The sequence below is a fragment of the Phytobacter diazotrophicus genome (genome assembly GCF_052061655.1).
Lineage (GTDB): Bacteria > Pseudomonadota > Gammaproteobacteria > Enterobacterales > Enterobacteriaceae > Phytobacter > Phytobacter diazotrophicus.
Window position 1 is genome coordinate 4,310,567 of the sequence record NZ_CM125428.1, and the last position, 21,898, is coordinate 4,332,464.

General features: G+C 52.5%; 28 protein-coding genes and 1 tRNA gene. 18 read left to right on the forward strand and 11 right to left on the reverse strand.

The window, feature by feature from the left end:
• Nucleotides 1-2: 2 nt before the first annotated feature.
• From ACS0RQ_RS21060 to ACS0RQ_RS21080, 5 genes are all read right to left on the reverse strand, one after another.
• Nucleotides 3-443 (reverse strand): hypothetical protein, encoded by a 441-nt coding sequence (locus tag ACS0RQ_RS21060; RefSeq protein WP_271850304.1) that lies wholly within the window; start codon nucleotides 441-443, stop codon nucleotides 3-5.
• On the reverse strand, nucleotides 440-1,465 hold the full coding sequence (locus ACS0RQ_RS21065) for a phage replication protein O (protein ID WP_271850305.1): 1,026 nt from the start codon (nucleotides 1,463-1,465) through the stop codon (nucleotides 440-442). The genes ACS0RQ_RS21060 and ACS0RQ_RS21065 overlap by 4 nt, the downstream gene beginning before the upstream one ends.
• The gene (locus ACS0RQ_RS21070) at nucleotides 1,449-1,640 is read right to left on the reverse strand and encodes a DUF4222 domain-containing protein (RefSeq protein ID WP_271850306.1); all 192 of its coding nucleotides are present in this window, start codon (nucleotides 1,638-1,640) and stop codon (nucleotides 1,449-1,451) included. The genes ACS0RQ_RS21065 and ACS0RQ_RS21070 overlap by 17 nt, the downstream gene beginning before the upstream one ends.
• 182 nt (nucleotides 1,641-1,822) lie before the next feature.
• On the reverse strand, nucleotides 1,823-2,365 hold the full coding sequence (locus tag ACS0RQ_RS21075; protein WP_317078962.1) for a YmfL family putative regulatory protein: 543 nt from the start codon (nucleotides 2,363-2,365) through the stop codon (nucleotides 1,823-1,825).
• A 158-nt stretch (nucleotides 2,366-2,523) separates the two neighbouring features.
• Nucleotides 2,524-2,763, reverse strand: a complete 240-nt coding sequence (locus ACS0RQ_RS21080) for a transcriptional regulator (protein ID WP_317078963.1) — start codon at nucleotides 2,761-2,763, stop codon at nucleotides 2,524-2,526.
• Nucleotides 2,764-2,874: 111 nt separating this feature from the next.
• Between ACS0RQ_RS21080 and ACS0RQ_RS21085 the strand changes: the two genes are divergently transcribed.
• Entirely contained in the window at nucleotides 2,875-3,633 is a 759-nt protein-coding gene (locus ACS0RQ_RS21085) for a S24 family peptidase (protein WP_317078964.1), read from the forward strand.
• 306 nt (nucleotides 3,634-3,939) lie between these two features.
• Here the strand turns inward: ACS0RQ_RS21085 and ACS0RQ_RS21090 are convergent, their stop codons facing one another.
• Nucleotides 3,940-4,251: a hypothetical protein gene (locus ACS0RQ_RS21090; RefSeq protein ID WP_334633748.1), complete on the reverse strand. Its 312-nt coding sequence runs from the start codon at nucleotides 4,249-4,251 to the stop codon at nucleotides 3,940-3,942.
• Between the two features lie 295 nt (nucleotides 4,252-4,546).
• Here ACS0RQ_RS21090 and rdgC point away from each other — a divergent pair, with 295 nt between their 5' ends.
• From rdgC to ACS0RQ_RS21125, 7 genes are all read left to right on the forward strand, one after another.
• Nucleotides 4,547-5,464 (forward strand): recombination-associated protein RdgC, encoded by a 918-nt coding sequence (gene rdgC, locus ACS0RQ_RS21095; RefSeq protein WP_334633750.1) that lies wholly within the window; start codon nucleotides 4,547-4,549, stop codon nucleotides 5,462-5,464.
• Between the two features lie 382 nt (nucleotides 5,465-5,846).
• Entirely contained in the window at nucleotides 5,847-6,557 is a 711-nt protein-coding gene (locus ACS0RQ_RS21100; RefSeq protein WP_334633752.1) for a BAR domain-containing protein, read from the forward strand.
• Nucleotides 6,547-7,386, forward strand: coding sequence for a ParB/RepB/Spo0J family partition protein (locus ACS0RQ_RS21105; RefSeq protein ID WP_334633754.1), 840 nt, complete (start codon nucleotides 6,547-6,549; stop codon nucleotides 7,384-7,386). The genes ACS0RQ_RS21100 and ACS0RQ_RS21105 overlap by 11 nt, the downstream gene beginning before the upstream one ends.
• The gene (locus ACS0RQ_RS21110) at nucleotides 7,383-8,240 is read left to right on the forward strand and encodes an MmcB family DNA repair protein (protein WP_334633756.1); all 858 of its coding nucleotides are present in this window, start codon (nucleotides 7,383-7,385) and stop codon (nucleotides 8,238-8,240) included. The genes ACS0RQ_RS21105 and ACS0RQ_RS21110 overlap by 4 nt, the downstream gene beginning before the upstream one ends.
• Complete coding sequence (locus ACS0RQ_RS21115; RefSeq protein ID WP_334633758.1) at nucleotides 8,237-8,494, forward strand: hypothetical protein; 258 nt, start codon at nucleotides 8,237-8,239, stop codon at nucleotides 8,492-8,494. Before ACS0RQ_RS21110 ends, ACS0RQ_RS21115 begins: the two co-directional genes overlap by 4 nt.
• Nucleotides 8,494-8,769 carry a hypothetical protein gene (locus tag ACS0RQ_RS21120; protein ID WP_334633759.1) on the forward strand — a complete coding sequence of 92 codons (276 nt, stop codon included), beginning with the start codon at nucleotides 8,494-8,496 and terminating at the stop codon, nucleotides 8,767-8,769. Before ACS0RQ_RS21115 ends, ACS0RQ_RS21120 begins: the two co-directional genes overlap by 1 nt.
• A gap of 27 nt (nucleotides 8,770-8,796) precedes the next feature.
• Nucleotides 8,797-8,988, forward strand: coding sequence for a helix-turn-helix transcriptional regulator (locus ACS0RQ_RS21125; RefSeq protein WP_041852423.1), 192 nt, complete (start codon nucleotides 8,797-8,799; stop codon nucleotides 8,986-8,988).
• A gap of 77 nt (nucleotides 8,989-9,065) precedes the next feature.
• Here ACS0RQ_RS21125 and ACS0RQ_RS21130 read toward each other — a convergent pair.
• Nucleotides 9,066-9,142: transfer RNA gene (locus ACS0RQ_RS21130), tRNA-Arg, on the reverse strand.
• 222 nt (nucleotides 9,143-9,364) lie between these two features.
• On the opposite strand from ACS0RQ_RS21130, the gene folD reads away from it, so the two are divergent.
• The 5 genes from folD to ACS0RQ_RS21155 all read left to right on the forward strand — a co-directional run bounded on the left by folD (nucleotide 9,365) and on the right by ACS0RQ_RS21155 (nucleotide 14,160).
• Nucleotides 9,365-10,231 (forward strand): bifunctional methylenetetrahydrofolate dehydrogenase/methenyltetrahydrofolate cyclohydrolase FolD, encoded by an 867-nt coding sequence (folD, locus tag ACS0RQ_RS21135; protein ID WP_271850316.1) that lies wholly within the window; start codon nucleotides 9,365-9,367, stop codon nucleotides 10,229-10,231.
• A 1-nt stretch (nucleotide 10,232) separates the two neighbouring features.
• Entirely contained in the window at nucleotides 10,233-10,445 is a 213-nt protein-coding gene (gene ybcJ / locus ACS0RQ_RS21140) for a ribosome-associated protein YbcJ (protein ID WP_271850317.1), read from the forward strand.
• 241 nt (nucleotides 10,446-10,686) lie between these two features.
• Nucleotides 10,687-12,186: a PTS transporter subunit EIIC gene (locus ACS0RQ_RS21145; RefSeq protein ID WP_271850318.1), complete on the forward strand. Its 1,500-nt coding sequence runs from the start codon at nucleotides 10,687-10,689 to the stop codon at nucleotides 12,184-12,186.
• Nucleotides 12,187-12,278: 92 nt separating this feature from the next.
• Entirely contained in the window at nucleotides 12,279-13,295 is a 1,017-nt protein-coding gene (locus ACS0RQ_RS21150) for a substrate-binding domain-containing protein (protein ID WP_271850319.1), read from the forward strand.
• 340 nt (nucleotides 13,296-13,635) lie between these two features.
• Nucleotides 13,636-14,160 (forward strand): metal-dependent hydrolase, encoded by a 525-nt coding sequence (locus tag ACS0RQ_RS21155; RefSeq protein ID WP_071195797.1) that lies wholly within the window; start codon nucleotides 13,636-13,638, stop codon nucleotides 14,158-14,160.
• Between the two features lie 153 nt (nucleotides 14,161-14,313).
• Here ACS0RQ_RS21155 and cysS read toward each other — a convergent pair whose 3' ends face one another.
• Nucleotides 14,314-15,699 (reverse strand): cysteine--tRNA ligase, encoded by a 1,386-nt coding sequence (gene cysS / locus ACS0RQ_RS21160; protein ID WP_271850320.1) that lies wholly within the window; start codon nucleotides 15,697-15,699, stop codon nucleotides 14,314-14,316.
• 174 nt (nucleotides 15,700-15,873) lie between these two features.
• Between cysS and ppiB the strand changes: the two genes are divergently transcribed.
• The 5 genes from ppiB to purK all read left to right on the forward strand — a co-directional run bounded on the left by ppiB (nucleotide 15,874) and on the right by purK (nucleotide 19,199).
• Complete coding sequence (gene ppiB, locus ACS0RQ_RS21165; RefSeq protein WP_041852430.1) at nucleotides 15,874-16,368, forward strand: peptidylprolyl isomerase B; 495 nt, start codon at nucleotides 15,874-15,876, stop codon at nucleotides 16,366-16,368.
• A 2-nt stretch (nucleotides 16,369-16,370) separates the two neighbouring features.
• Nucleotides 16,371-17,093, forward strand: coding sequence for a UDP-2,3-diacylglucosamine diphosphatase (lpxH, locus tag ACS0RQ_RS21170; protein ID WP_271850321.1), 723 nt, complete (start codon nucleotides 16,371-16,373; stop codon nucleotides 17,091-17,093).
• Between the two features lie 104 nt (nucleotides 17,094-17,197).
• A complete protein-coding gene (locus ACS0RQ_RS21175) occupies nucleotides 17,198-17,527 on the forward strand; it encodes a hypothetical protein (RefSeq protein WP_271850322.1) in 330 nt (109 codons plus the stop codon).
• 98 nt (nucleotides 17,528-17,625) lie between these two features.
• Nucleotides 17,626-18,135 (forward strand): 5-(carboxyamino)imidazole ribonucleotide mutase, encoded by a 510-nt coding sequence (gene purE / locus ACS0RQ_RS21180; RefSeq protein WP_271850323.1) that lies wholly within the window; start codon nucleotides 17,626-17,628, stop codon nucleotides 18,133-18,135.
• Entirely contained in the window at nucleotides 18,132-19,199 is a 1,068-nt protein-coding gene (purK, locus tag ACS0RQ_RS21185) for a 5-(carboxyamino)imidazole ribonucleotide synthase (RefSeq protein WP_125125188.1), read from the forward strand. Before purE ends, purK begins: the two co-directional genes overlap by 4 nt.
• Before the next feature lie 87 nt (nucleotides 19,200-19,286).
• On the opposite strand, the gene ACS0RQ_RS21190 is transcribed toward purK, so the two are convergent.
• Genes ACS0RQ_RS21190 through ACS0RQ_RS21200 form a run of 3 tightly spaced genes read right to left on the reverse strand, consistent with a single transcriptional unit; the run spans nucleotide 19,287 to nucleotide 21,849 of the window.
• On the reverse strand, nucleotides 19,287-19,946 hold the full coding sequence (locus ACS0RQ_RS21190) for a methionine ABC transporter permease (protein WP_041852434.1): 660 nt from the start codon (nucleotides 19,944-19,946) through the stop codon (nucleotides 19,287-19,289).
• The gene (gene sfbB / locus ACS0RQ_RS21195) at nucleotides 19,939-20,955 is read right to left on the reverse strand and encodes a virulence-associated ABC transporter ATP-binding protein SfbB (protein ID WP_169039812.1); all 1,017 of its coding nucleotides are present in this window, start codon (nucleotides 20,953-20,955) and stop codon (nucleotides 19,939-19,941) included. Before sfbB ends, ACS0RQ_RS21190 begins: the two co-directional genes overlap by 8 nt.
• A 57-nt stretch (nucleotides 20,956-21,012) precedes the next feature.
• Complete coding sequence (locus ACS0RQ_RS21200) at nucleotides 21,013-21,849, reverse strand: MetQ/NlpA family ABC transporter substrate-binding protein (protein ID WP_071195801.1); 837 nt, start codon at nucleotides 21,847-21,849, stop codon at nucleotides 21,013-21,015.
• Nucleotides 21,850-21,898 lie beyond the last annotated feature (49 nt).

Consider the following 21,898-nt stretch of genomic DNA (forward strand, 5'->3'; position numbering starts at 1 on the left):
AGTCACCCCACAAACCGACCAGGAAGGTCGTAAACACGTTCACCGCAAGCGCTATAGGCTCGGTTTTCCAGGCATTTCAGACGCTGCTCTAGGCAATACGCTCTCTCTTCGGTTAGTCGCGATGCATCAAACGCTTCAAGCCACATCGTAGCTGCGCGGAGATACAGCCCTTTTGATTGCAGTTCCTGCGCCTTGCGAACCAGCCCCCGCGAACGGGTGATTTCATCGAGCGGTATACCGCCAGTTTCGGGGTACGACTTAGCCGCGAAATAGCAGTACTGGCCTTTGATCATCTCCCTGGTGGTGAACTCACTTTCATACAGTCGGTAGGCCGCACGTTGCACAACGGTGCGTGGAACCCTGTGAAATACCAGCCGGAGATCTGCAGCGCTTGTTCCGGGGTGTGCCTCGATGTATTTCAGGACTTCGTGAATCAGGCTCATGTGCGAAACCCCGCGTTATCAGGAAGTGAGTAATCAACCTGGCCGTGGGTGGCCTTGAATGCCTGATCTTCTCGGGTTACTGGACGATTGACCGCTGGACTTAGTTTCAAGGTCACTTCGTCCCACTGCTCACGCAGCTTGGAAGGGCTCTTGATGTTTTTCTTCCAGAAAGCATCCTGGTTGACGCGCTTGTACAACTCGCAGATTTGTTTGTGAGTACGACCGTCAAGAGTGCGCATGAGTCGAACATCGTTCGCCCATAAGTGCCAGTCCGGGTCTGCAGGAATAGATACGCTTGGATCTTGCTCTGCCGCGTCCTGGTACATCTTGCGGATTAACTTCCAAATCCATTGAGCACAGACTAAATCAGCCTCTGTTCCCCACTGACGTTTGCTAAGGTTCCAGGTGTGTGCGTCTGGATGGCTTTTTAAGAATTTCTCTTCCGGAGATAACTCAGGTTCGTCTGACTGCGAAGCGGTCGGACAAGAGGGTTTTAAGATCTGATTGTGGTGATCTGTGTAATGATCTGTATAGAGAATAGGTTCCGCGACATCGCGGCTAAGGTTCTGTGATTCTGCGGAATGGGTTCCGTGATTCTGCGGAATAGGTTCCGCAACTTCGCGTTTCCCGTTCCGTGATTCTGCGGAATCCAGAGGGTCCGCGAATATAGCGGCAATTAAAGCCTCTCCTTTAACACGATAGTGGGTCTTTTTCGTACCATTAACTTGCCGCTGCGCTTTCTCGATGATGCCTGGTAGCCAGCGGGTGCAAATCTTGTTTACAAGCCTCTGAATCTGGTCCTCGCTTACACCGCGAATTTCAGCAGCAAGCTCGCTATGCTCCTTGTAAAACCAGCCATCCTTCTGATCGGACTTACCTGACCAGAACACGAGCTGATTCAGCACCGCCCCAAGGGCATGCGCTTGCTGATCACCGGCAAAGAAGTCGAGGTAAGGTACAGGGATAGTGATGCTATTCCTCTGCCCTGACATCGACTGAACAATTTCAAATATCTGGCTCATCCCTGCCCTCTATCTCTTTGAAATATTGCAGGAATCTGTCGAGAGGGCTAAAGCACTCGGGCTTATATCCCTGAGCTTCTCGGAGGTAGATAACGCGGTTGCTTTCTGGCTCCCAGCGGATAACCCGAACAGGGATTCCGTATTGGTCTCTGAAATGCCGATTGATGTTGCGCATAGCTGAGCCTCCACCTCACGCCGCCAGTCACCCACAGCCCACTCGGTAAACTCGTGGGATACAACCGGGCGATCACCGGGTATATTTACTGCATAGCAATAATCAACCTTCGCTTTGCCACCAGGCATAGGCAGCGCAATCAGTTGCGAGCGGCGGTACGGTGTTGTTAATATGTTCATGCGTTAGTTCTCCACACGATTGCTATGCGCCACGACGCCCGGAGCTGCACACTCGCGGGCGTCACCCTTTTCAGGCGCGCAAAAAACCCGATACAGAAGCGTTAAATGCTCCTGCCACTTCGCCATAACCTGGTAACTGTTCTCTTCAATTCGCTCGCGTTCGTCAGCATCAATAACCCCGTCAGCCGTCGCTATGCGGACGTACTGAGAGTGCTCGCTGATCCATTCAATCGTTTCCATCAGGCGCTGATTGATATCTGCGTTATCAACATCCTCAATAGCCACCAGCGGAACGTTGACGCTGTTCGACTGGCGAGAAACGGCATCGGCGATATGTTTGGTACCGCTTGCCTGCTGGAGGACCATCGCCCACCCCATCGGGAATATCTGATCACCACCAGCACGAAGCCGGTTAAAAAGCGCGTCCTCAGTAACACCCAGCCATTCAGCGGCTTCGGCGTATCCGCCAGGTAGCGCGGCGATCGTCTTTTTGATTGCAACCACCATCCACGCTGGTTGTTTATCTACTTGCCAGTGATTACCCACGGTTAACCCCTTGATTCTGTGGTTACATTTTTTGCTATACCGGACTAATTTGGTAAAGCAGATAAATTAATTGCGTTTATCTAACGTTTACCCGGTTCAATAGCTCGATTGTCAAAAAATGTTAAATTTCACTTCATTACATTTATCAAATTGATAAATCAGTTATCGCCAAGATAAAATAATAATGATTCTTTACTTACAGGTGGAACACCCTCAATTTTCTTGGTCGCCTCCTCAATTGCTGAGGCGCGTCGCGGGGAGGGGGTTCTTACGCCATAGGCATACAAGTTCAGGTAGCCTGGTGATGTTCCAACCAGAGCGGCCAGTTTTCCCCATAGCGCTGGATCTATTTTTTTCGAATCCTTGCGCCAACGGAGTAATTCATTGTCATTGCTCATTCGTTGTCCTTGGATGGGTTGTTGGTAAATTAAAGTTTATCTTTCTGATAAATTTTTAGCAAATGCAATTTATCTTTTTGGCTATTTATCAAATTTATCAAGGGTGTGATCATGTCCCGCATGGAGATAAACGAAATAAGACGCAGGAATCTGCGCGCCCTGCTGGATGCTTACCTTGCTGATGGCGGGAAGAAAAAAGACTTCGCAGAATTGATCGGTGTTGAAGCGCCGCAGCTTACTCACGTCACTTCTGACCCAGCCAGTAGAAACATTGGAGATAGGGTTGCTCGCAGAATTGAAGAAAATCTAAATCTGGCAAGGGGTTGGCTGGATGTAACTCAACATCAGCAACTAGTGGTGAATTCTGATTCAGTACGCAATAAATTTATCCTGAATCAACTTTCATCTAACACGAATACTGGACAAACAAACAGTAGTAGCTTTAATCTGATAAAATTAAGCGACAGTGACTTTATCGGAGATGTTAAGCTGATGGACAGTTATTCCAGCGTTATAAACCAGATCGACGTCGACGAAGAGTACGCGCGGTCAATGTTTGGTGGTCGTGAAAGTTCGGCGTTGCGAATTCACACGTCACACGGTGATAGTATGCTGCCAACAGTTGATCCTGGTGAAGTTGTTGTACTGGATATAACAGTGCATGAAGTTGTTTCAGATGGAATATATCTTTTTGAATTTGAAGGAGATATTCATCTTAAACGACTGCAGCGCGTTAAACATGATCTGACTGTAATTAGTGACAATAAGGCATACGATAGTTGGATTATCAGCGATGATGAGCGGAAAGGGTTGCGCATCATTGGATTCCTGATTGGCAAATTCGACATGACGTATACCAGACTTGGTTAACCTGTCACCATCCTAAAAAACCAGCCGCGTGCTGGTTTTTATGTTTCTATTCACCTCCGAATTTCCCACCAAACTTTACTTGATAAAGCTTATTTATCTTTTTTGATAAATTTTCTCTTTACCTTTTTTATCTTTGTGATAAATTTTAATCCATCAACAGCGAACAGGCAGGACGCCCACGAAGTAGCCGCCCCAGGCGTATGAAGATGGGGATGATTCGCAGGCAACAGTGGAGGATCAGTATGGGAAGTACAGAGAAAATGACGCCGCAGCAATTCTGGGCGTCAATTAATACGGTGGCAGCAACTAGGTGCGCTCAATTACAACTTCAAAGTCATCACGCTTCTGGTGACCAAAGCGCGCTTCTTTCGGAAGTGTCCACCCTTTCATCTCTTGTGAAAGAGCTAACCGGATATCCTCTTTTTCCATTAAGCGACATTGAGAAATCGGCCAGTGGTGTTTCTCACAAAGATAAAGGTAAATCGCTTCAAAGCCATCAATGTCAGATGGATAGCCTTGCTTTTGGCCAAGATGATCGCCAAAGCACTCCAGACTGTAATTGAGGTCTGCGATGGCGCGATGAAGGTTCCATCGAACCTGATAACGTTCTCTACTCATAAAATTCCCTTCTTACTATAGGTAGCCAGAAGGATAGCACCGAGCCTGGTGTGGTTAAAATACAGGCAAAGAATAAAGCTGTGTAGTCTTCGGGCGGTATCAGCATCTTCCACTTAAGAGGCAGATGATAATGTTCTGGCTGGTACCGCCCTCTTTTTACACAACACACAAGAGCATCACCGCAGCGACGGCTCATAACCCAATCGCTACGGGCGGCACTCACCGCAGGTGCTCTTTTGTATTGTGTGGAGAAACTAACGTTTAGCGCCAGTGCAGTGGCGTTGAGGAAATTAATATGAACAGCCCGTTCTTCAAAAACTTGATGGTTTATCGCCTAAGTCGCGATTTCAACATCGATACAGCCGAGTTAGAACAGCAGTTACAACTGCTTCGCTTCACCCCATGTGGCAGTCAGGATATGGCTAAAACTGGTTGGGTCACACCAATGGGCCAGGAGTCAGATCAGTTGCACCACGAAGTGAATAAGCAAATTCTGTTGGTTATTCGTCGCGAAGAGAAAATACTTCCTAAGCCGGTTATCAGTGAGGAACTCAGGAAACGCATTTCACGTCTTGAGCAGGATCAGGGTCGCCGTTTGAAAAAGACGGAGAAAGATTCTATGCGTGACGAAGTGCTGCATTCTCTACTGCCTCGCGCCTTTTCTAAAAATTCAGTTGTTCGTTTGTGGATCAACGTCACTGACGGGCTGATCATGGTTGACGCCTCAAGCGCTAAACGTGCTGAGGACTCGCTTGCCCTTCTTCGCAAAACGCTTGGTTCATTGCCTGTTGTTCCTCTCACAATGGAAACCCCAATCGAGTTAACCATCACTGAGTGGGTGCGCTCCGGTAATGCTCCCGCAGGTTTTGCACTGGGTGATGAGGCTGAACTTAAAGCAATCCTGGAAGATGGCGGTATTGGTCGCTTCAAAAAACAGGCTCTGGTTAGCGATGAGATTCACATGCATCTCGAAGCCGGGAAAGTAGTAACGAAGTTATCCCTCGACTGGCAGAACCGCATTCAATTTGTTCTCTGTGATGACGGCAGCGTTAAGCGGCTCAAGTTTGCTGACGAACTCATACAGCAGAACGACGACATAGACCGCGAAGATATCGCCCAGCGCTTTGACGCTGATTTTGTTCTCATGACTGGCGAACTGTCTTCTCTGATTAATGGCTTAACCACCTCTCTCGGCGGCGAAGCCCGGCGATAACCCCTCGGCAGTAATTTACCCCATCTCAATGGGTTGGGTTGCTGCACGCGAAATCTGACGATTTCAGGTATCGGAGGCCAGATGAACCATATCGAGTTTATCGAAAAGAACGTTAAAAAAGAACTTACCCGGCAAGGGTTTGCACCTTCGGTGGCTCAGGGGGGGCGTGGCAAGCGGTTGATTTATATAAGCGAATGTCACAGGACAGTAAGAAAGGAATGATTTACGACGATGTTTTGAGGCACGCGAAGTTGTGGGCCGAAAAACAGACAACAAAATCGGAGCGTTCAGCACCAAAGCGAAGCAAGAAAGACACTCAGCAAGGCTTGTTCTGAACCTCAAAATTAAGCGCGGTGCAGCGTGAAATTCAGGAGAACTAACAATGCGTATGACCAAAGAGCAATTACTAGACGCCGCACGGAAAGCGGCTAAATACGTGCCGGAGGCGACCGCAGACATTATTAATGAACTGGCTAACCGTCTGGACGTCACCAGTGTGGCGTTAAGCGAATCGCTGGAGCAGCGTAAGGCACTGGCAGTTGAAAATAACTTCTTGCTGGGGATGGCTGCTCGTGAACTAAACACCTCCTGGCTACATAACCGCGCCATGCTCGGTATGCAGGCGGCTTTGCTCTGCCTGTCTCAAGGCGACATCAAAGCTGCTCGGGACTGGCTGGAGGGCACTACTGACGAAGCTGTTGCAGAAATGCCAGACGACATGACTCCGGATGGCTTGCAGTTATGGTACGACAGTTACATGCGAAGCGAGGATGGCAAAACAGGTTTCCTGACCCGCGAAGAAGCACTCGCCGAATTGAATAAGCGAATTCCAGTGAGCGCATCTGGAGTAATGGCTTTGCGTGATGAGGGTATTAACTTCGCAGCTTCACGTCTCGCTGCAGCGTACAACCACGGTTTTGTTGATAAGCCAATGTCAGAAGTTGGCGACATTGTCCGAATGATACTGGACGCCAAGAATGATTTAGCTAACGACCCCGTACCACCAGCCGATGGGCTGTCTGGTGAGTACGCAGAGAAATCACTGACCGAGTGGGTCAGTAAACTTTCGGGGGCCACAAGCAATGGCCGCTAACTCATTCAAAAAGATGACCACGAAGGGCGGTGTGATTAAACGCACCGATACCGGGATGTTTATCAGCCTGGATAATATCTTCGTCAAAGAGGGCTTTAACAAACGCGACGATGACGAGCGTACTCGCCAGGCTGATGACGACCTTTTCAACTACCTCATGAATGGCGGCACCGTTCCCCCGCTGGAAGTTACCCCACGCGACGAAGGCGGTGTTTGGGTTGTTGAAGGTCACCGTCGTTGCCGCTGCTATGAGCGCTGCCGTGATGCAGGTAAACCGGTTGATCGCATTCACATCATGCCATTCGTTGGCAATGACGTTGAGCGCCTGGCTCGTGTCATGACCAGTAATAACCAGTTGCCCCTCACCCCGCTGGAACAGGCGCAGGTAATTAAGGAACTGGCTACAACTTTCAACCTGACCACTCAGGAAATAGTGAAGCTTGTTCACAAGTCGGTCCCTACGGTTGAGAAGTTACTAACCCTCGCCACTGCTAACCATGACGTTCAGCAGATTGTTAAAAATGGCGAAGTTTCCGTAGGCGTTGCAGTTGAGCGTGTTCGTGAGCATGGCGAGAACGCCGGGAAAGTTCTTGAACAGGATCGCGCCGTTGCCGCTGCTGCTGGCAAAAAGAAAATCACTAAAAAGGTTATCGCCCCGGAGATCAGCGTCAAAAGCGCCCGCCGTCTCGTCGAACTGATCAGCCTGGCTGGTATTGACGATAACGGTGTAGTCACTCTGGAAGGCCTAGCACTGGCAGAGGCGATTGCGATTATCGATGAACATAAGGCCATCTCAGCGCAGCGTGAAAGCAAAGGAGCACGATCATGAAATGGGGACACAACGAATTAGCTCACGATCTGGCTGAACATTTACGCCAAAACACTGCTCGTATCTACTGGGAAGATATGCAACTTGGCCCGTCCGGAACCTGCCGCCCTGATGTATATGCAATGGCCCATAGCTACAGCAAATTTTGCCCCGTTGTTTACGAAGTCAAGGTAAGCGTTAGTGACTTCCGCGCTGACGTCACCGCTGGAAAGTACACCAAATACTTCAAGTACGCAGGCGGTGTCGTGTTTGCCGTGCCCGAAGGACTGCTCAAGAAAAGCGATATTCCGGAAGGTTGCGGCCTGATGATCCGTAAAGAATCCGGCTGGCACACTCTGAAAGGTCCGACAATGCGCCAGATTGACAACCTGCCTCGCGATGCCTGGATGAAACTTCTGATGGATGGAGTTACACGCCAGGTAGAGCGTACACAGATTAAAAGTCGCGCGATTAATACCTATTTTGTCGATCAGAAACTGATGAAAACTCATGGGGCTGAGATTGCCGATCTTGTGTCTCGTGCTCATAGGTCAAAGGAACGACTGGAGCAGGAAATTAAGGCAAGGGATGAACGCCTTAAAGAGGTTCGCAAGGAAAGCCAGGAAGAGATTGAGCGCAGACGCAAGCGCCGTGAAGAGTCCGAAGAAAGGCTTACAGATGCGCAGCAGGACCTGGCGAAAGCACTGGGCCTTGAACCAAATGTGCCTATGTATGTGTTAATCCGCACGCTCTGGGAGGCTACACGCCGACTTACTGGTGACGAAGAAATCCAAAGGCTACGCGGTGTTTTAACTCGCATGGAAAAAACTTTGAGTGATGGGTTGCAGCCTCTACCAGGGGAGAATGCAGCATGACCACACAATTACCGAGCAAAGAACAGGTTATTGAAAAGCTGGAATCACTCATTACCGACGCGTACCAGTTCGCTTGCTCCCTCGATATCGGTGAGGAACGTACGGAAGCGTTTGAACTGTATGAGGCACTTCGCAGGATGCAACGCCGAGGCGCAGCATCTGAAATGCTGGCGGCCACGAACCCACTCATTCGCCCAGGGATGATGGACTATGACAGTGATTGCTATGAAGACTGGGGAGAGGACGACGACTGATGCCCAGCAAACTGAAACAGCGGCGCTTGCGCCGCCTTAAATCAGATGTTGCCTGGTGGCGCGATGAGGCCAATGACTGGAAAGAAATCGCACTGGAGCACGCCGCCGAGATTGAGCGACTGAAAGGCCAGGTGATTCACGTAGTGTTGCCGATGATGGTGCCACCAGCAGTAATTGAAGGCATGAAGGCCAAGCGCGTAGAGCATCAGCTTTGCCTTAAATGTAATGACGGCGCACGGGGCGGCTGTTCCGCTTGTGCCTACAATGATCGATAACCGGGTGCAGCCGGTAGTGGAGAAAGTATGGCTACAAAATATCTCACAATGAAAGACATGTGCCAGTTAACAGGGAAGAGTAAACCTACGTTATGGCGAATGTATGCAAAGCGCGGTGAGTTCCCTAAACCAGAACGAACGGCAAGTGGGACATTCCTGGGGTGGAGCGAGAAGGTTTATGAAGATTGGGTAATCAGTAATAAAAGCCAGCCATTTTGATTTCAATACCTGACCCGTTACCTGACCTTGCGTCGTAGCGGGTTTTTCATATTTATAGGCTAACTTATTGAATTAAATGGTACGCCCTACAGGGTTCGAACCTGTGACCTACGGCTTAGAAGGCCGTTGCTCTATCCAGCTGAGCTAAGGGCGCACTGATATCTCTTACGGGAGAGTTGCGGATCGGGATTATACGGTCAACACCTGTCGAGTCAATGGCTTTGCTCTCAGATGCTCGCGAAGTGAGCACCATTGCGCACTTTCACCGCCCTGCCTTTACGCACGAAACATAAACGGTAACTGACAGCGCCGCCCACTTCTGACAAAATATACACATCCCCACTTCTTTTTAGTTACAGATGGAATCTTCTCTCTGATGGCAGCAAAGATTATAGATGGTAAAACGATTGCGCAGCAGGTGCGCTCTGAGGTTGCTGAAAAGGTGAAAGCCCGCCTGGCAGCCGGAAAACGCGCCCCTGGTCTGGCCGTTATCCTCGTCGGTAGCAACCCTGCGTCGCAGATTTATGTCGGCAGCAAACGCAAAGCGTGCGAAGAAGTGGGTTTCATCTCCCGCTCCTACGATTTGCCGGAAACCACCACCGAAGCCGAACTGCTGACGCTTATCGACAAGCTCAATGCGGACAATGAAATCGACGGCATCCTGGTACAGTTACCGCTGCCTGCCGGTATCGATTATGTCAAAGTGCTGGAACACATTTCACCGGATAAAGACGTCGACGGTTTCCACCCGTATAACGTTGGCCGCCTGTGCCAGCGTGCGCCGCGTCTGCGTCCGTGCACCCCGCGTGGTATCGTGACGCTGCTTGAACGTTACAACATTGATACCTACGGCCTGAACGCCGTAGTCATCGGCGCATCTAACATCGTCGGTCGCCCGATGAGCATGGAGCTGCTGCTGGCCGGTTGCACCACCACCGTGACCCACCGCTTCACCAAAAACCTGCGTCACCATGTGGAAAACGCCGATCTTCTGGTCGTTGCGGTCGGCAAACCAGGCTTTATTCCTGGTGAGTGGATCAAAGAAGGCGCCATCGTGATTGATGTTGGCATCAACCGTCTGGAAAACGGCAAAGTGGTTGGCGATGTGGTTTACGAAGATGCCGCGGCGCGTGCCTCGTATATCACGCCGGTGCCGGGCGGTGTAGGCCCGATGACCGTCGCAACCCTGATTCAGAACACACTACAGGCGTGCGAAGAGTACCACGACGTGGAGAAAGCATAAGATGGCAACATTCTCACTGGGCAAGCATCCGCACGTTGAACTCTGCGATCTGCTGAAACTGGAAGGCTGGAGCGAAAGCGGCGCGCAGGCGAAGATCGCTATCGATGATGGTCTTGTCAAGGTTGACGGCAAGGTCGAAACCCGTAAGCGTTGCAAGATCATCGCCGGACAAACCGTTGTATTTCAGGGACAAAGCGTCACCGTAGTTGCCTGATATCCCTTCTACAGGCCCGCGAGCCGGGCCTGTTTCCCTGCCCATTTCCCTTACTGCCGGCACGGTCAATAATTGATCGCCTTCAAATAATCACATTTTGCTATGACTGAAAGTGAAATTTCAGTTGCGGAGAAGAATCTCTTCTAACACGATAAGTAGAACGTTTTACTAGAACGTTCTACTGACAATAAATGCGCGTATTTCGCGCAACAAAAAAGCCTGGATTCGGGGGAATCACACGATGAATGTGTTATCAGGGTTTATTAAATCACTCTCAAAGTTGTCCATGATTGGGCGTGCGTTAATGCTGCCTATTTCATTACTGCCGGCTGCCGGTCTGCTGCTGGCGTTTGGCGATAAGTTTCATTTACCGCTGATGATGAATGCCGGTGGGGTTATTTTCGATAACCTGCCGCTGCTGTTCGCCATCGGCTCTGCGGTTGGTCTGGCCTCTGAATCCGGGATTGCCGCCCTTTCTGCGGCCGTTTCGGTGTTTGTCACCAACATTACCATCAGCACCGTACTGTCGATTACGCCGGAAATGGCTTCACAGGGCGGGAAATATGCGATGGTGGTCGGTATCCCATCGCTGCAAATGGGGGTTTTTGGCGGCTTAATCTGCGGCATCCTCGCAGCCTGGTGCTATAACCGCTTCCACACTATGCAGTTGCCTGAATTTTTGGGCTTCTTCTCCGGTAAGCGTTTTGTCGCCATCGCCACCGCGTTTATGTCGTTTATTCTCGGCCTGCTGCTGCCCTACGTCTGGCAACATATCCAGGCGGGCATTGACGCGCTCTCCGTTATCGTTAACGGCGATAATCAGGCGGCCTCAACCTTTATCTTTGGCCTGACAGAACGTGCGCTGATCCCGCTCGGTCTGCACCATATCTGGTATCCGTCGTTCTGGTACTCCTTCGGGGACTACACCACTCAGGCAGGCCAGGTTATCCACGGCGACCAGACAATCTGGTTCAAAATGCTGGAGGAAGGCACCAAGACATTCAGTAGCGACACCTATCAGAACGCCGGTAAATTCATGCAGGGCGAGTTCCCGCTGATGCTGTTCGCACTGCCTGCCGCCTGTCTGGCGATGTACCACGAAGCGCATACCAAAAACAAAAAAATCGCTGCGGGTATTCTCTTTTCCGCCGCGCTGACCTGCTTCTTAACAGGCATCACTGAGCCGGTCGAATTTACCTTTATCTTCGTCGCGCCGATTCTGTATGTGTTCAATGCGCTCATGGCGGGCCTGGCGTACATGTCCATGTACCTGATGCATGCGCATATCGCGAAATCGTTCTCAGCCGGTCTGATCGACTACATTTCGTTTGGTATTCTGCCGTCGTTTAATGGCTATGAGACAAACTACCTGAATGCGGTGATCATTGGCGTGCCGATGGCGCTGATCTACTACTTTACTTTCCGCTTTGTTATCCGTCGCTTTGATGTCAAAACACCGGGCCGTACCGAAGTGTCTGCGGATGCGAAAGACAAAACGGACGAGGAGCTGGTTACCGAGATTGTTGACCTGCTGGGCGGGGCAAAAAACATTGATTCCGTTGGTTCTTGTATTACCCGCCTGCGTATTGAAGTGCTGGACGGCAGCCAGGTGAATAAAGAAGGACTTAACGGTGTGGGCGCACGCGGCGTGGTCTTTGTCGGGGATAAAGGCGTGCAGGTGATCTTCGGCGCCAGAGCCCAATTTATTGCTCAGGCTATGGCGACATCGCTTGGCAAATAACCTTGTGCTGGTAAGGTGAAATAAGTCTCCTGTATTTATGCAGGAGGCTTTACTATTTCTGACTGATTATTCTGTACTTTCAGGGAGCACGATTGAAAAAGGTCAGCATCATTGATGTCGCTAAACTGGCGAGCGTTTCGGTTTCAACCGTCTCTCTGGTGCTGCGCCAAAAGGGAAAAATCTCCGATGCCACCATCGAGAGAGTTCAGTCGGCTATCAATGAGCTGGGATATGTGCACAACGTCGCGGCCGCGAATCTGCGCGCTAATACCTCGAACCTGATTGGCCTGATCTTGCGTGATTTCAGCGACAGCTTTTCCATCAAGGTGATGGCGAGCATTGTCCAGGAGCTGGAGCGTAAGGGCTATATGGTCTTCCTGGGGCAGCCGCTGGATGATCATGAGCACCTGGAACGCTGCCTGCTCTCTTTTAAGCAACAGGGCGTGGCGGGCGTGATATATCTCTCGTCGGATCCCCTTAATCCGCATTTACCGGAAAGAATCAGCCAGTGTCCGCTGCCAATGGTGGTGGTGTCCCAGTCCATGCCTGCCGAGAGCTGCAATCTGGTGATGCGCGATAGCCGCCAGGCCGCAAGCCTTGCCACGCGCTACCTTATCGAACGCGGGCATCGCAGCATCGCCTATATCGGCGGTATGGAAAAAGACCTGGTACGCCACCAGCGTTTGTTGGGCGTACACAGTGCCCTCAAGCAATACGGTATGGTGCTGCGCGATGAATATGCTCCCGCCTGCAGTGAATCGACCGAATCAGCCAGCCTGGCAACGCGTCATTTGCTGGAAAAAAACAACACCATCACCGCCCTGCTATGCCATTCGCCGAACGCGGTGATTGGCTCTATCAGCGGTATTCATCAGGTGGGGCGTACCATCGGTAAAGATGTCTTCCTGACGCAACAGGTGGCACTGATAGGCTTCGAGGATATGCTCCACGTGAACCTCACCTCCCCCTCTTTTACCTATGTCTCGTCGGCCAGTGAAGAGGCGGGCCGTCAGGCTGCGGGGCTGATTATACGTAAGCTGAAAGAGCCAGATTTGCTGACGCAGACGATTACCCTTTCCGGGCAACTGGTGGTGCGGGAATCCGCATAATAACGCGAGTATTGGCACGCTTTTTTAACGTATGCACTGAGTGCATTCGCGTTGCATTACGGCGGCTGCATTTGCCACATCCCTCATTTTTTCAGATATCATGGCACCCTCTGCCGGATAAGCCATCCTGCGCATCAGGCCGGACATTTCGATTTCGGCATGCCCCTGAAAAATATCGTCCCTCTTTATGCAACAGACCAACTATCAGAAAACGCTGATGTGAATTTCCTGCCGCATCGCAAAAATAATTTTTTCTTTATACCCTGACTTATCAGAAAACACACATCCGGCGATGTAAGCCGTCTCGTTTATACTCTTTTCTTTTGTTCAAGGACTGACAATGCCAACCGTTATTACTCACGCCGCCGTACCACTTTGCCTGGGATTGGGACTGGGCAACAAGGTGATCCCCAGGGGATTATTGCTGGCAGGCGTTGCCCTTGCGATGTTGCCGGATGCCGATGTGCTGGCATTCAAATTTGGCGTGGCGTACGGCAATGTGTTTGGTCATCGCGGCTTCACCCATTCGCTGTTATTCGCCTTTGTAGTGCCCATTCTGGTGACATGGCTGGGGCGACGCTGGTTTAAAGCGAGCCTGATGCGCTGTTGGGCTTTTTTGACCGTCTCATTGCTGTCGCACAGTTTGCTGGATTCGATTACCACCGGCGGCAAAGGGGTCGGCTGGCTTTGGCCGTGGTCAGATGAACGCTTTTTTGCCCCCTGGCAGGTGATTAAGGTCGCGCCTTTTGCCCTGTCGCGGTATATGACGCCTTACGGGCATCAGGTGATCATTTCGGAATTGCTGTGGGTGTGGGTGCCGGGGCTCATTCTGATGGGCGTACTGTGGCACTGGCGGTCCCGATAAATCAGGCTGCGTAACCCGGCAGGGAATGTCCCGGATGACGGCGTAACCGCCTTATCCGGGCTACCAGAGACCAACCCCCTCTGATAGATGCGCCTCTCCCTGGGGAGAGCAGAAGGGAAAAGGGGAACATCGCGTTCCCCTCAGGCGCAGTAATTACTTACGGCGCCAGGTCGTACCCTGTGGGCCATCTTCCAGCACGATGCCCATCTCATTAAGACGGTCGCGCGCCGCATCTGCTGCTGCCCAGTCTTTCGCTTTACGCGCATCCAGACGCTGTTGAATCAACGCTTCAATCTCAGCCACTTCGCTATCGTCTGCCTGCGCACCGCTTTGCAGGAACGCATCGGGATCTTGTTCCAGCAGCCCCAGCACAGAAGAGAGCTTACGCAGATGAGAGGCCAGCGCATTCGCCGCCGCCATATCTTCTGATTTCAGGCGATTCACTTCACGCGCCATATCAAACAGCACCGAATAGGCTTCCGGTGTGTTGAAGTCATCGTTCATGACCTCAATAAAGCGCGCTTCAAACGCCTCGCCACCGGCCGCCGCAACAGATTTGTCAGTACCGCGCAGCGCGGTATACAGACGTTCCAGCGCTGAACGCGCCTGCTTGAGATTCTCTTCGCTGTAGTTTAACTGGCTGCGATAGTGGCCGGACATCAGGAAGTAGCGAATAGTCTCGGCGTCGTAATATTTGAGCACATCACGGACGGTAAAGAAGTTACCCAGCGATTTGGACATCTTCTCGCGATCGACCATCACCATGCCGGAGTGCATCCAGTAGTTCACATACTCGCCGTCATGGGCACAGGTTGACTGGGCAATTTCGTTTTCATGGTGCGGGAACATCAGATCAGAACCGCCGCCGTGAATATCGAAATGGTTGCCGAGTTGTTTGCAGTTCATCGCGGAACATTCAATGTGCCAGCCCGGACGCCCTTCGCCCCACGGCGAGGTCCAGCTCGGCTCGCCCGGCTTGGACATCTTCCACAGCACAAAGTCCATCGGGTTACGCTTCACGTCAACGACGTCCACGCGCGCCCCCGCCTGCAACTGGTCGAGATCCTGGCGCGACAACTGACCGTAGTTCGGGTCCGTCGGCACAGAGAACATCACGTCGCCATTGTCAGCAACATAGGCGTGACCACGGGCGATCAACTGTTCAGTGATTTCGATGATCTCATGGATATGGTGCGTCGCGCGCGGTTCCATGTCCGGGCGCAGAATATTGAGGGCATCAAAATCTTTGTGCATTTCTGCGATCATTCGGTCGACCAACGCCACAAAGCTTTCGCCGTTTTCATTGGCGCGTTTGATAATTTTGTCGTCAATATCGGTAATATTGCGCACGTATTTCAGCTTATAGCCGATAAAACGCAGGTAGCGAGCGACCACATCAAACGCCACGAAAGTACGGCCATGACCAATATGACAGAGATCGTAAACAGTGATACCACACACGTACATGCCGACTTCCCCGGCATGGATAGGTTTGAATTCCTCTTTTTGGCGCGTCAGTGTATTGAAGATTTTTAACATCGAAGATTCCATGTAGACGTGTGTGGAACGGAAAAACGCATATATTACCTGTAATTCAATCCCGAAGCAGCACACTTTGCAAGGTGATCCAACCTCCCGGTTATGCTATAACAAGCGACTATCACTGACCCACAGTCGGGTCTGCGCACTACTCTACCGGAACAGGATGCAAAAATGGTTACTTTCCACACTAATCACGGCGACATCGTAATCAAAACTTTTGATGATAAAGCGCCTGAAACAGTTAAAAACTTCCTGGACTACTGCCGTGAAGGTTTTTACAACAACACCATTTTCCACCGTGTCATTAATGGCTTTATGATCCAGGGCGGCGGCTTCGAGCCGGGCATGCATCAGAAAGCAACCAAAGATCAGATCAAAAACGAAGCTAACAACGGCCTGAAAAACACCCGTGGCACGCTGGCAATGGCGCGTACTCAGGCTCCGCACTCCGCAACTGCACAGTTTTTTATCAACGTCGTGGATAACGACTTCCTTAACTTCTCTGGCGAAAGCCTGCAGGGTTGGGGCTACTGTGTGTTTGCCGAAGTGGTTGAAGGCATGGACGTGGTAGACAAAATTAAAGCCGTTCCTACCGGCCGCAGCGGTATGCATCAGGACGTGCCGAAAGAAGATGTCGTGATTGAAAGCGTGACCGTCAGCGAGTAATCGTGGCGACACTTTTTATCGCAGACCTTCATCTGCAAACAGAAGAACCGGCGATCACCGCCGGTTTTCTGCGTTTTTTGACAGGCACAGCCCGACAGGCTGACGCGCTCTATATTTTGGGCGACCTGTTCGAAGCCTGGATTGGCGACGACGACCCCACTCCCCTGCACCGTGACATCGCCGCCGCCATTAAGGCGCTGGTCGACAGTGGCGTGCCCTGTTACTTCATCCATGGCAATCGCGACTTCCTGCTCGGCAAACGCTATGCGCGCGAAAGCGGCATGCAGCTTCTGCCGGAAGAGAAAGTGCTCGATCTGTATGGTCGCAAGGTGCTGATTATGCACGGCGACACGCTCTGTACGGATGACGCAGGCTACCAGGCGTTTCGCGCTAAAGTCCACAAGCCCTGGCTACAGAGGCTGTTTCTCGCACTGCCGCTGTTTGTTCGCCAACGTATCGCAGCCAGAATGCGCGCGGGCAGCAGGGCCGCCAACAGTAATAAGTCGATGGATATCATGGACGTGAACCTGCAGGCGGTAGTGGAAGCCATGCAAAAACATCACGTGCAGTGGCTTATCCACGGCCATACCCATCGCCCGGCCATTCATACCCTTACCGCCAATGGCCAGGTTGCGCATCGCGTGGTATTAGGCGCCTGGCATCACGAAGGCTCGATGGTCAGCGTGACGGCGAATAACGTCGAACTCCTGCCGATTCCCTTCTGATTTTTCAGGGTTCTGTCTGAAAACCCGGCTTCAAACGCCCTGCCGCCTGTCCTTTTCCCGCCCGCTGCTATAGTTTTGTCTCATATTCAAGGAGAGAAAATCACATGAATAAATGGAATCAATCGCTTATCTGGGGAATGTTCCTCGCGCTGATCGGCCCTATTGCAGTCAGTATATTCGGCCTGGTCGGTTTCTATTTCGGCACGCTAAGCGTTGCAGGCTTTGCGGTTTTATTATGGGTACTCTATTTTTATTGCTTTTATTTGCTGCTGACGCGCCCGCATGATGCTCGCTATGTACAAATCTGCGTATTGATAACCGGGATCCTGCTGTTGCCCTGGAGTATCGTGCTTATTTTTGCGTACTTTGCCAGCGCGAATGCGGCGCATAACTTGCGGGTTTCGCAGAATACCTCGCCGCCAAAAGAGGGCTAATCACGCCTACGCAACCGTTTTCCTTGCCCGTTTTCCGTGCTATTCTTTGTGCCCTCAAAAGCTGTCCGTAGTCACACCCACAGGAGTTTTCTTAACGCATGTCTTCTGTTAACCAACCGGCGCGTATCGCCATTGTCATGGGATCGAAAAGCGATTGGGCGACCATGCAGTTCGCCACCGAAATTCTCGATATCCTGAATGTCCCGCACCACGTTGAAGTCGTCTCCGCTCACCGCACCCCCGATAAACTGTTCAGCTTTGCCGAAAGCGCCGAAGAGAACGGTTTTCAGGTGATCATTGCGGGTGCAGGCGGCGCGGCGCACTTGCCGGGGATGATTGCAGCGAAAACATTAGTGCCGGTGCTGGGTGTGCCGGTACAGAGCGCCGCGCTGAGCGGTGTGGATAGCCTCTACTCTATCGTCCAGATGCCGCGCGGTATTCCGGTCGGTACGCTGGCCATTGGCAAAGCCGGGGCCGCGAATGCCGCCCTGCTGGCCGCGCAAATTCTGGCCCAGCACGACGCCGGACTGCATCAGCGCCTGGCCGAGTTCCGCCGCGCCCAGACCGATGAAGTGCTGGAAAACCCGGATCCACGGGGTGCGGCATGAAACAGGTTTGCATTTTAGGTAACGGTCAGCTTGGTCGCATGCTGCGCCAGGCAGGCGAACCGCTGAGCATCGCCGTGTGGCCCGTGGGGCTCGATGCAGACCCGGAAGCGGTGCCGTTTGCCCAGAGCGTGATTACCGCAGAGATCGAACGCTGGCCGGAAACCGCGCTGACCCGCGAGCTGGCGCGTCATCCGGCGTTTGTGAATCGCGATGTGTTCCCGATTATTGCCGACCGCCTGACGCAAAAGCAGTTGTTCGACAAACTTAAGCTTGCCACCGCACCGTGGCAGTTGCTGGCAGACAAAAGCGAATGGCCTGCGGTCTTCAATACGCTGGGCGAGCTGGCGATTGTCAAACGCCGCGTGGGCGGGTACGACGGCCGCGGTCAGTGGCGTCTGCGTGCAGACGAAACAGAACAGTTGCCGGATGACTGCTACGGCGAATGCATCGTTGAGCAGGGCATCAATTTTTCCGGTGAGGTATCGCTGGTGGGCGCACGCGGCCATGACGGCAGCACGGTGTTCTATCCGCTGACTCACAATCTGCATCAGGACGGTATTCTGCGCACCAGCGTGGTCTTTCCACAGGCCGACATGCGCCAGCAACAGCAAGCGGAAAGTATGCTCTCTGCCATTATGCACGAGCTGAATTATGTGGGCGTGATGGCGATGGAGTGCTTTGTGACCCCGGCGGGGTTGCTGATCAATGAGCTGGCGCCACGTGTGCACAACAGCGGCCACTGGACGCAAAACGGTGCCTCCATCAGCCAGTTTGAATTGCATCTGCGTGCGGTGGTGGATTTACCGCTGCCGCCACCGGTGGTTAACAGCCCGTCGGTGATGGTGAACCTGATCGGCAGCGATTTGAATTATGACTGGTTAAAACTGCCGCTGGTGCATCTGCACTGGTACGACAAAGAGGTGCGTCCGGGCCGCAAGGTGGGGCACCTTAACCTGAATGACAGCGACACCGGCCGCCTGAGTGCGACGCTGGAAGCGCTGGTGCCACTGCTACCGCCGGAGTATGCCAGCGGCATCGCCTGGGCACAGGCAAAACTTGCCTGACTGGCTCCCCGGCGGCGCTGCGCTTGCCGGGGCTACGGTTCAGCTTGTAGCCCGGGTCAGTTGGTCACGCCGCCATCCGGAAACATCTCAATGCCTGTCGCGCTTGTCCGCCCTTTGTGCCAGCCAGTCGCCCAACATCTGCACGACCTGCACCAGCACAATCAGCGCGACCACGGTGACAATCATCACCTGGGTTTCGTAGCGATAGTAACCGTAACGGATAGCCAGGTCACCGACACCGCCGCCGCCCACGATCCCCGCCATCGCCGAGTAACCGATCAGGCTCACCAGCGTAATGGTTAACCCACGCAGCAGGCCCGCGCTAGCTTCCGGCAACAGCACCGTGCAGATGATGCGCATGGGGCTGGCACCAAAGGCTTCCGCCGCTTCAATAATGCCTTTGTCCACTTCACGCAACGCGCCGTCCACCAGACGGGCATAGAAGGCAATCGCCGCCACGGACAGCGGCACCGATGCGGCAATCGGCCCGATGGTGTTGCCGAGCAAAAATTGGGTTAACGGCAACAGCAAAACCAGCAGGATGACAAAAGGCACGGAGCGGATGATGTTCACCAGCACGGAGCTGATGAGATAGACCGCGCGGTTTTGCCAGAAGAGGTTTCGGTCAGTCACGAAGATCAGAAACCCCAGCGGCAGGCCACCGATGATCGCCAGCACCGTTGAGATGCTCAGCATCTGGAAGGTTTCACCAAACGCGAGGCTCAAATCGGCCAGTAAATTATCCACGGATCACCTCCACCTGAGCGGTACGGTTACGAATGTAGTCTACCGCCTGTTCGACAACAGCCGGGTCTTCTGCGGTAAGTTGCACCACCAGAATGCCGAGCGCACGCTCGCCGATATACTCGATTTTCCCGTGCAGAATATTAACCGCCACACCAAAGTTGATGGCCGCATCGGAGAGAACCGGCTGCTCAGCCGAATCGCCAATAAACAGGATTTTCAACAATTGCCCCGGCAGGTGCTCCCGCAGACGGTCCGGCAGCGTCAGATTCAACGTGCGTGAAACCAGTTGTTGAGTAAAGGCATGCTGCGGATGGGCGAAAATATCAAACACATCGCCGGTTTCTACCACCTTGCCGGCGGACATGACCGCCACGCGATCGCAGATGGATTTGATCACGTTCATCTCATGGGTGATCAGCACGATCGTAATACCGAGCTGTGCGTTGATCTGCTTGAGCAGTTCGAGAATAGTGGCCGAGGTTTCCAGATCCAGCGCCGAAGTCGGTTCATCGCACAGCAATACGTCCGGGTGGTTAGCGATAGCGCGGGCGATACCGACACGCTGCTTCTGCCCACCGCTCAGTTGTACCGGATAGCGGTTTGCTTTGTCGCCCAACCCCACCAGTTCAAGGATTTCCGTGACGCGCGGGGCGATTTTGCTGCGATCCCACCCCGCCGCCTTCAGGCTGAACGCCACGTTTTGCGCGACGGTGCGGGTATGCATCAAGTTGAAGTGCTGGAAGATCATGCCGATACGCTGACGGGCTTTACGCAGCGTCAGGCCTTCCATTTTTGAAATCGCCACGCCGTTCACTTTAACGCAGCCTTCACTCGGGCGTTGCAGGGCATTCAACGTACGCAACAGGGTGCTTTTCCCCGCGCCGCTGGTGCCGACAATGCCAAAAATCTCACCGGGCGCAATACGCAAGCTGACGTTGTCCACGGCACGCATGGGTTTCGCTCCCCGTACGGCGGGAAAATCCACGCACACCTTATCTATCTCAATCATGTGTCCCTCAAATAGCAAAAGGCAGGCCGCAGCCTGCCTGTTAACCCAGCGCTGCCCTTACTTCTTATCAGCGGCAGTCATCCACTCCGGTTTCTGGAAGGCACCGTAAACATTTTTCGGATCGTCAATCACCGCACGGTAAGCCGGAGATTTCACGACCTCAACAATGTCTTTGGCGAAGGGTTTATCCGCATCTTCACTGCGTACCGCAATGATGTTTTTGAGGTTCTCATCCAGATGTTCTTGCTTGATCGCAGTAGAAAGATCCAACCCAGCGGCAATAGCGAAGTTACCATTAACCAGGGCTGCGGTGGCGCTATCCAGCGTACGCGGCAACTGTGCGGCTTCCAGCGGTTTAAACACCAGCCCTTTCGGGTTGCTGGCGATATCGCGTTCAGAGGCTTTGGTCGGATCGATATTGTCTTTAATAGTGATCAGATCCAGCGATTTCAGGAAACGCAGGCCACGGGCCAGGTTAGTCGGATCGTTGGACAGCGTAACGATGTCGCCTTTTTTCAGCTCATCGAGGCTTTTAATTTTGTGGGAATAGAAGCCCATGCCCGCCGTCGGTACGGTAATCAATTTGGTCAGCTTCAGCCCTTTATCCGCAGTGAATTTATCGAAATAGAGCGAGTGCTGGAACAGGTTGGCATCAATACTGCCATTCGACAGCGCCATATTCGGCTGCACATAGTCGCTGAATTCGCGCACCACGACTTTGTAGCCTTTTTCTTTCAGTGACGGCTCAATGGCCTGTTTGACCATGTCACCATAAGGCCCCGGCGCAACGCCGAAGACAATGGTGTGCGGATCGCTATTGGCCTGCGCGGAAGATAAACCGCATGCCAGAAGTAGTGCCCCAACGGTGGCGCGTAAACCGAGACGACGTCCCATACATTCTCCCTAACGAAGTGTGTCTGCTGTGTGGCGCACCGTCGACGCG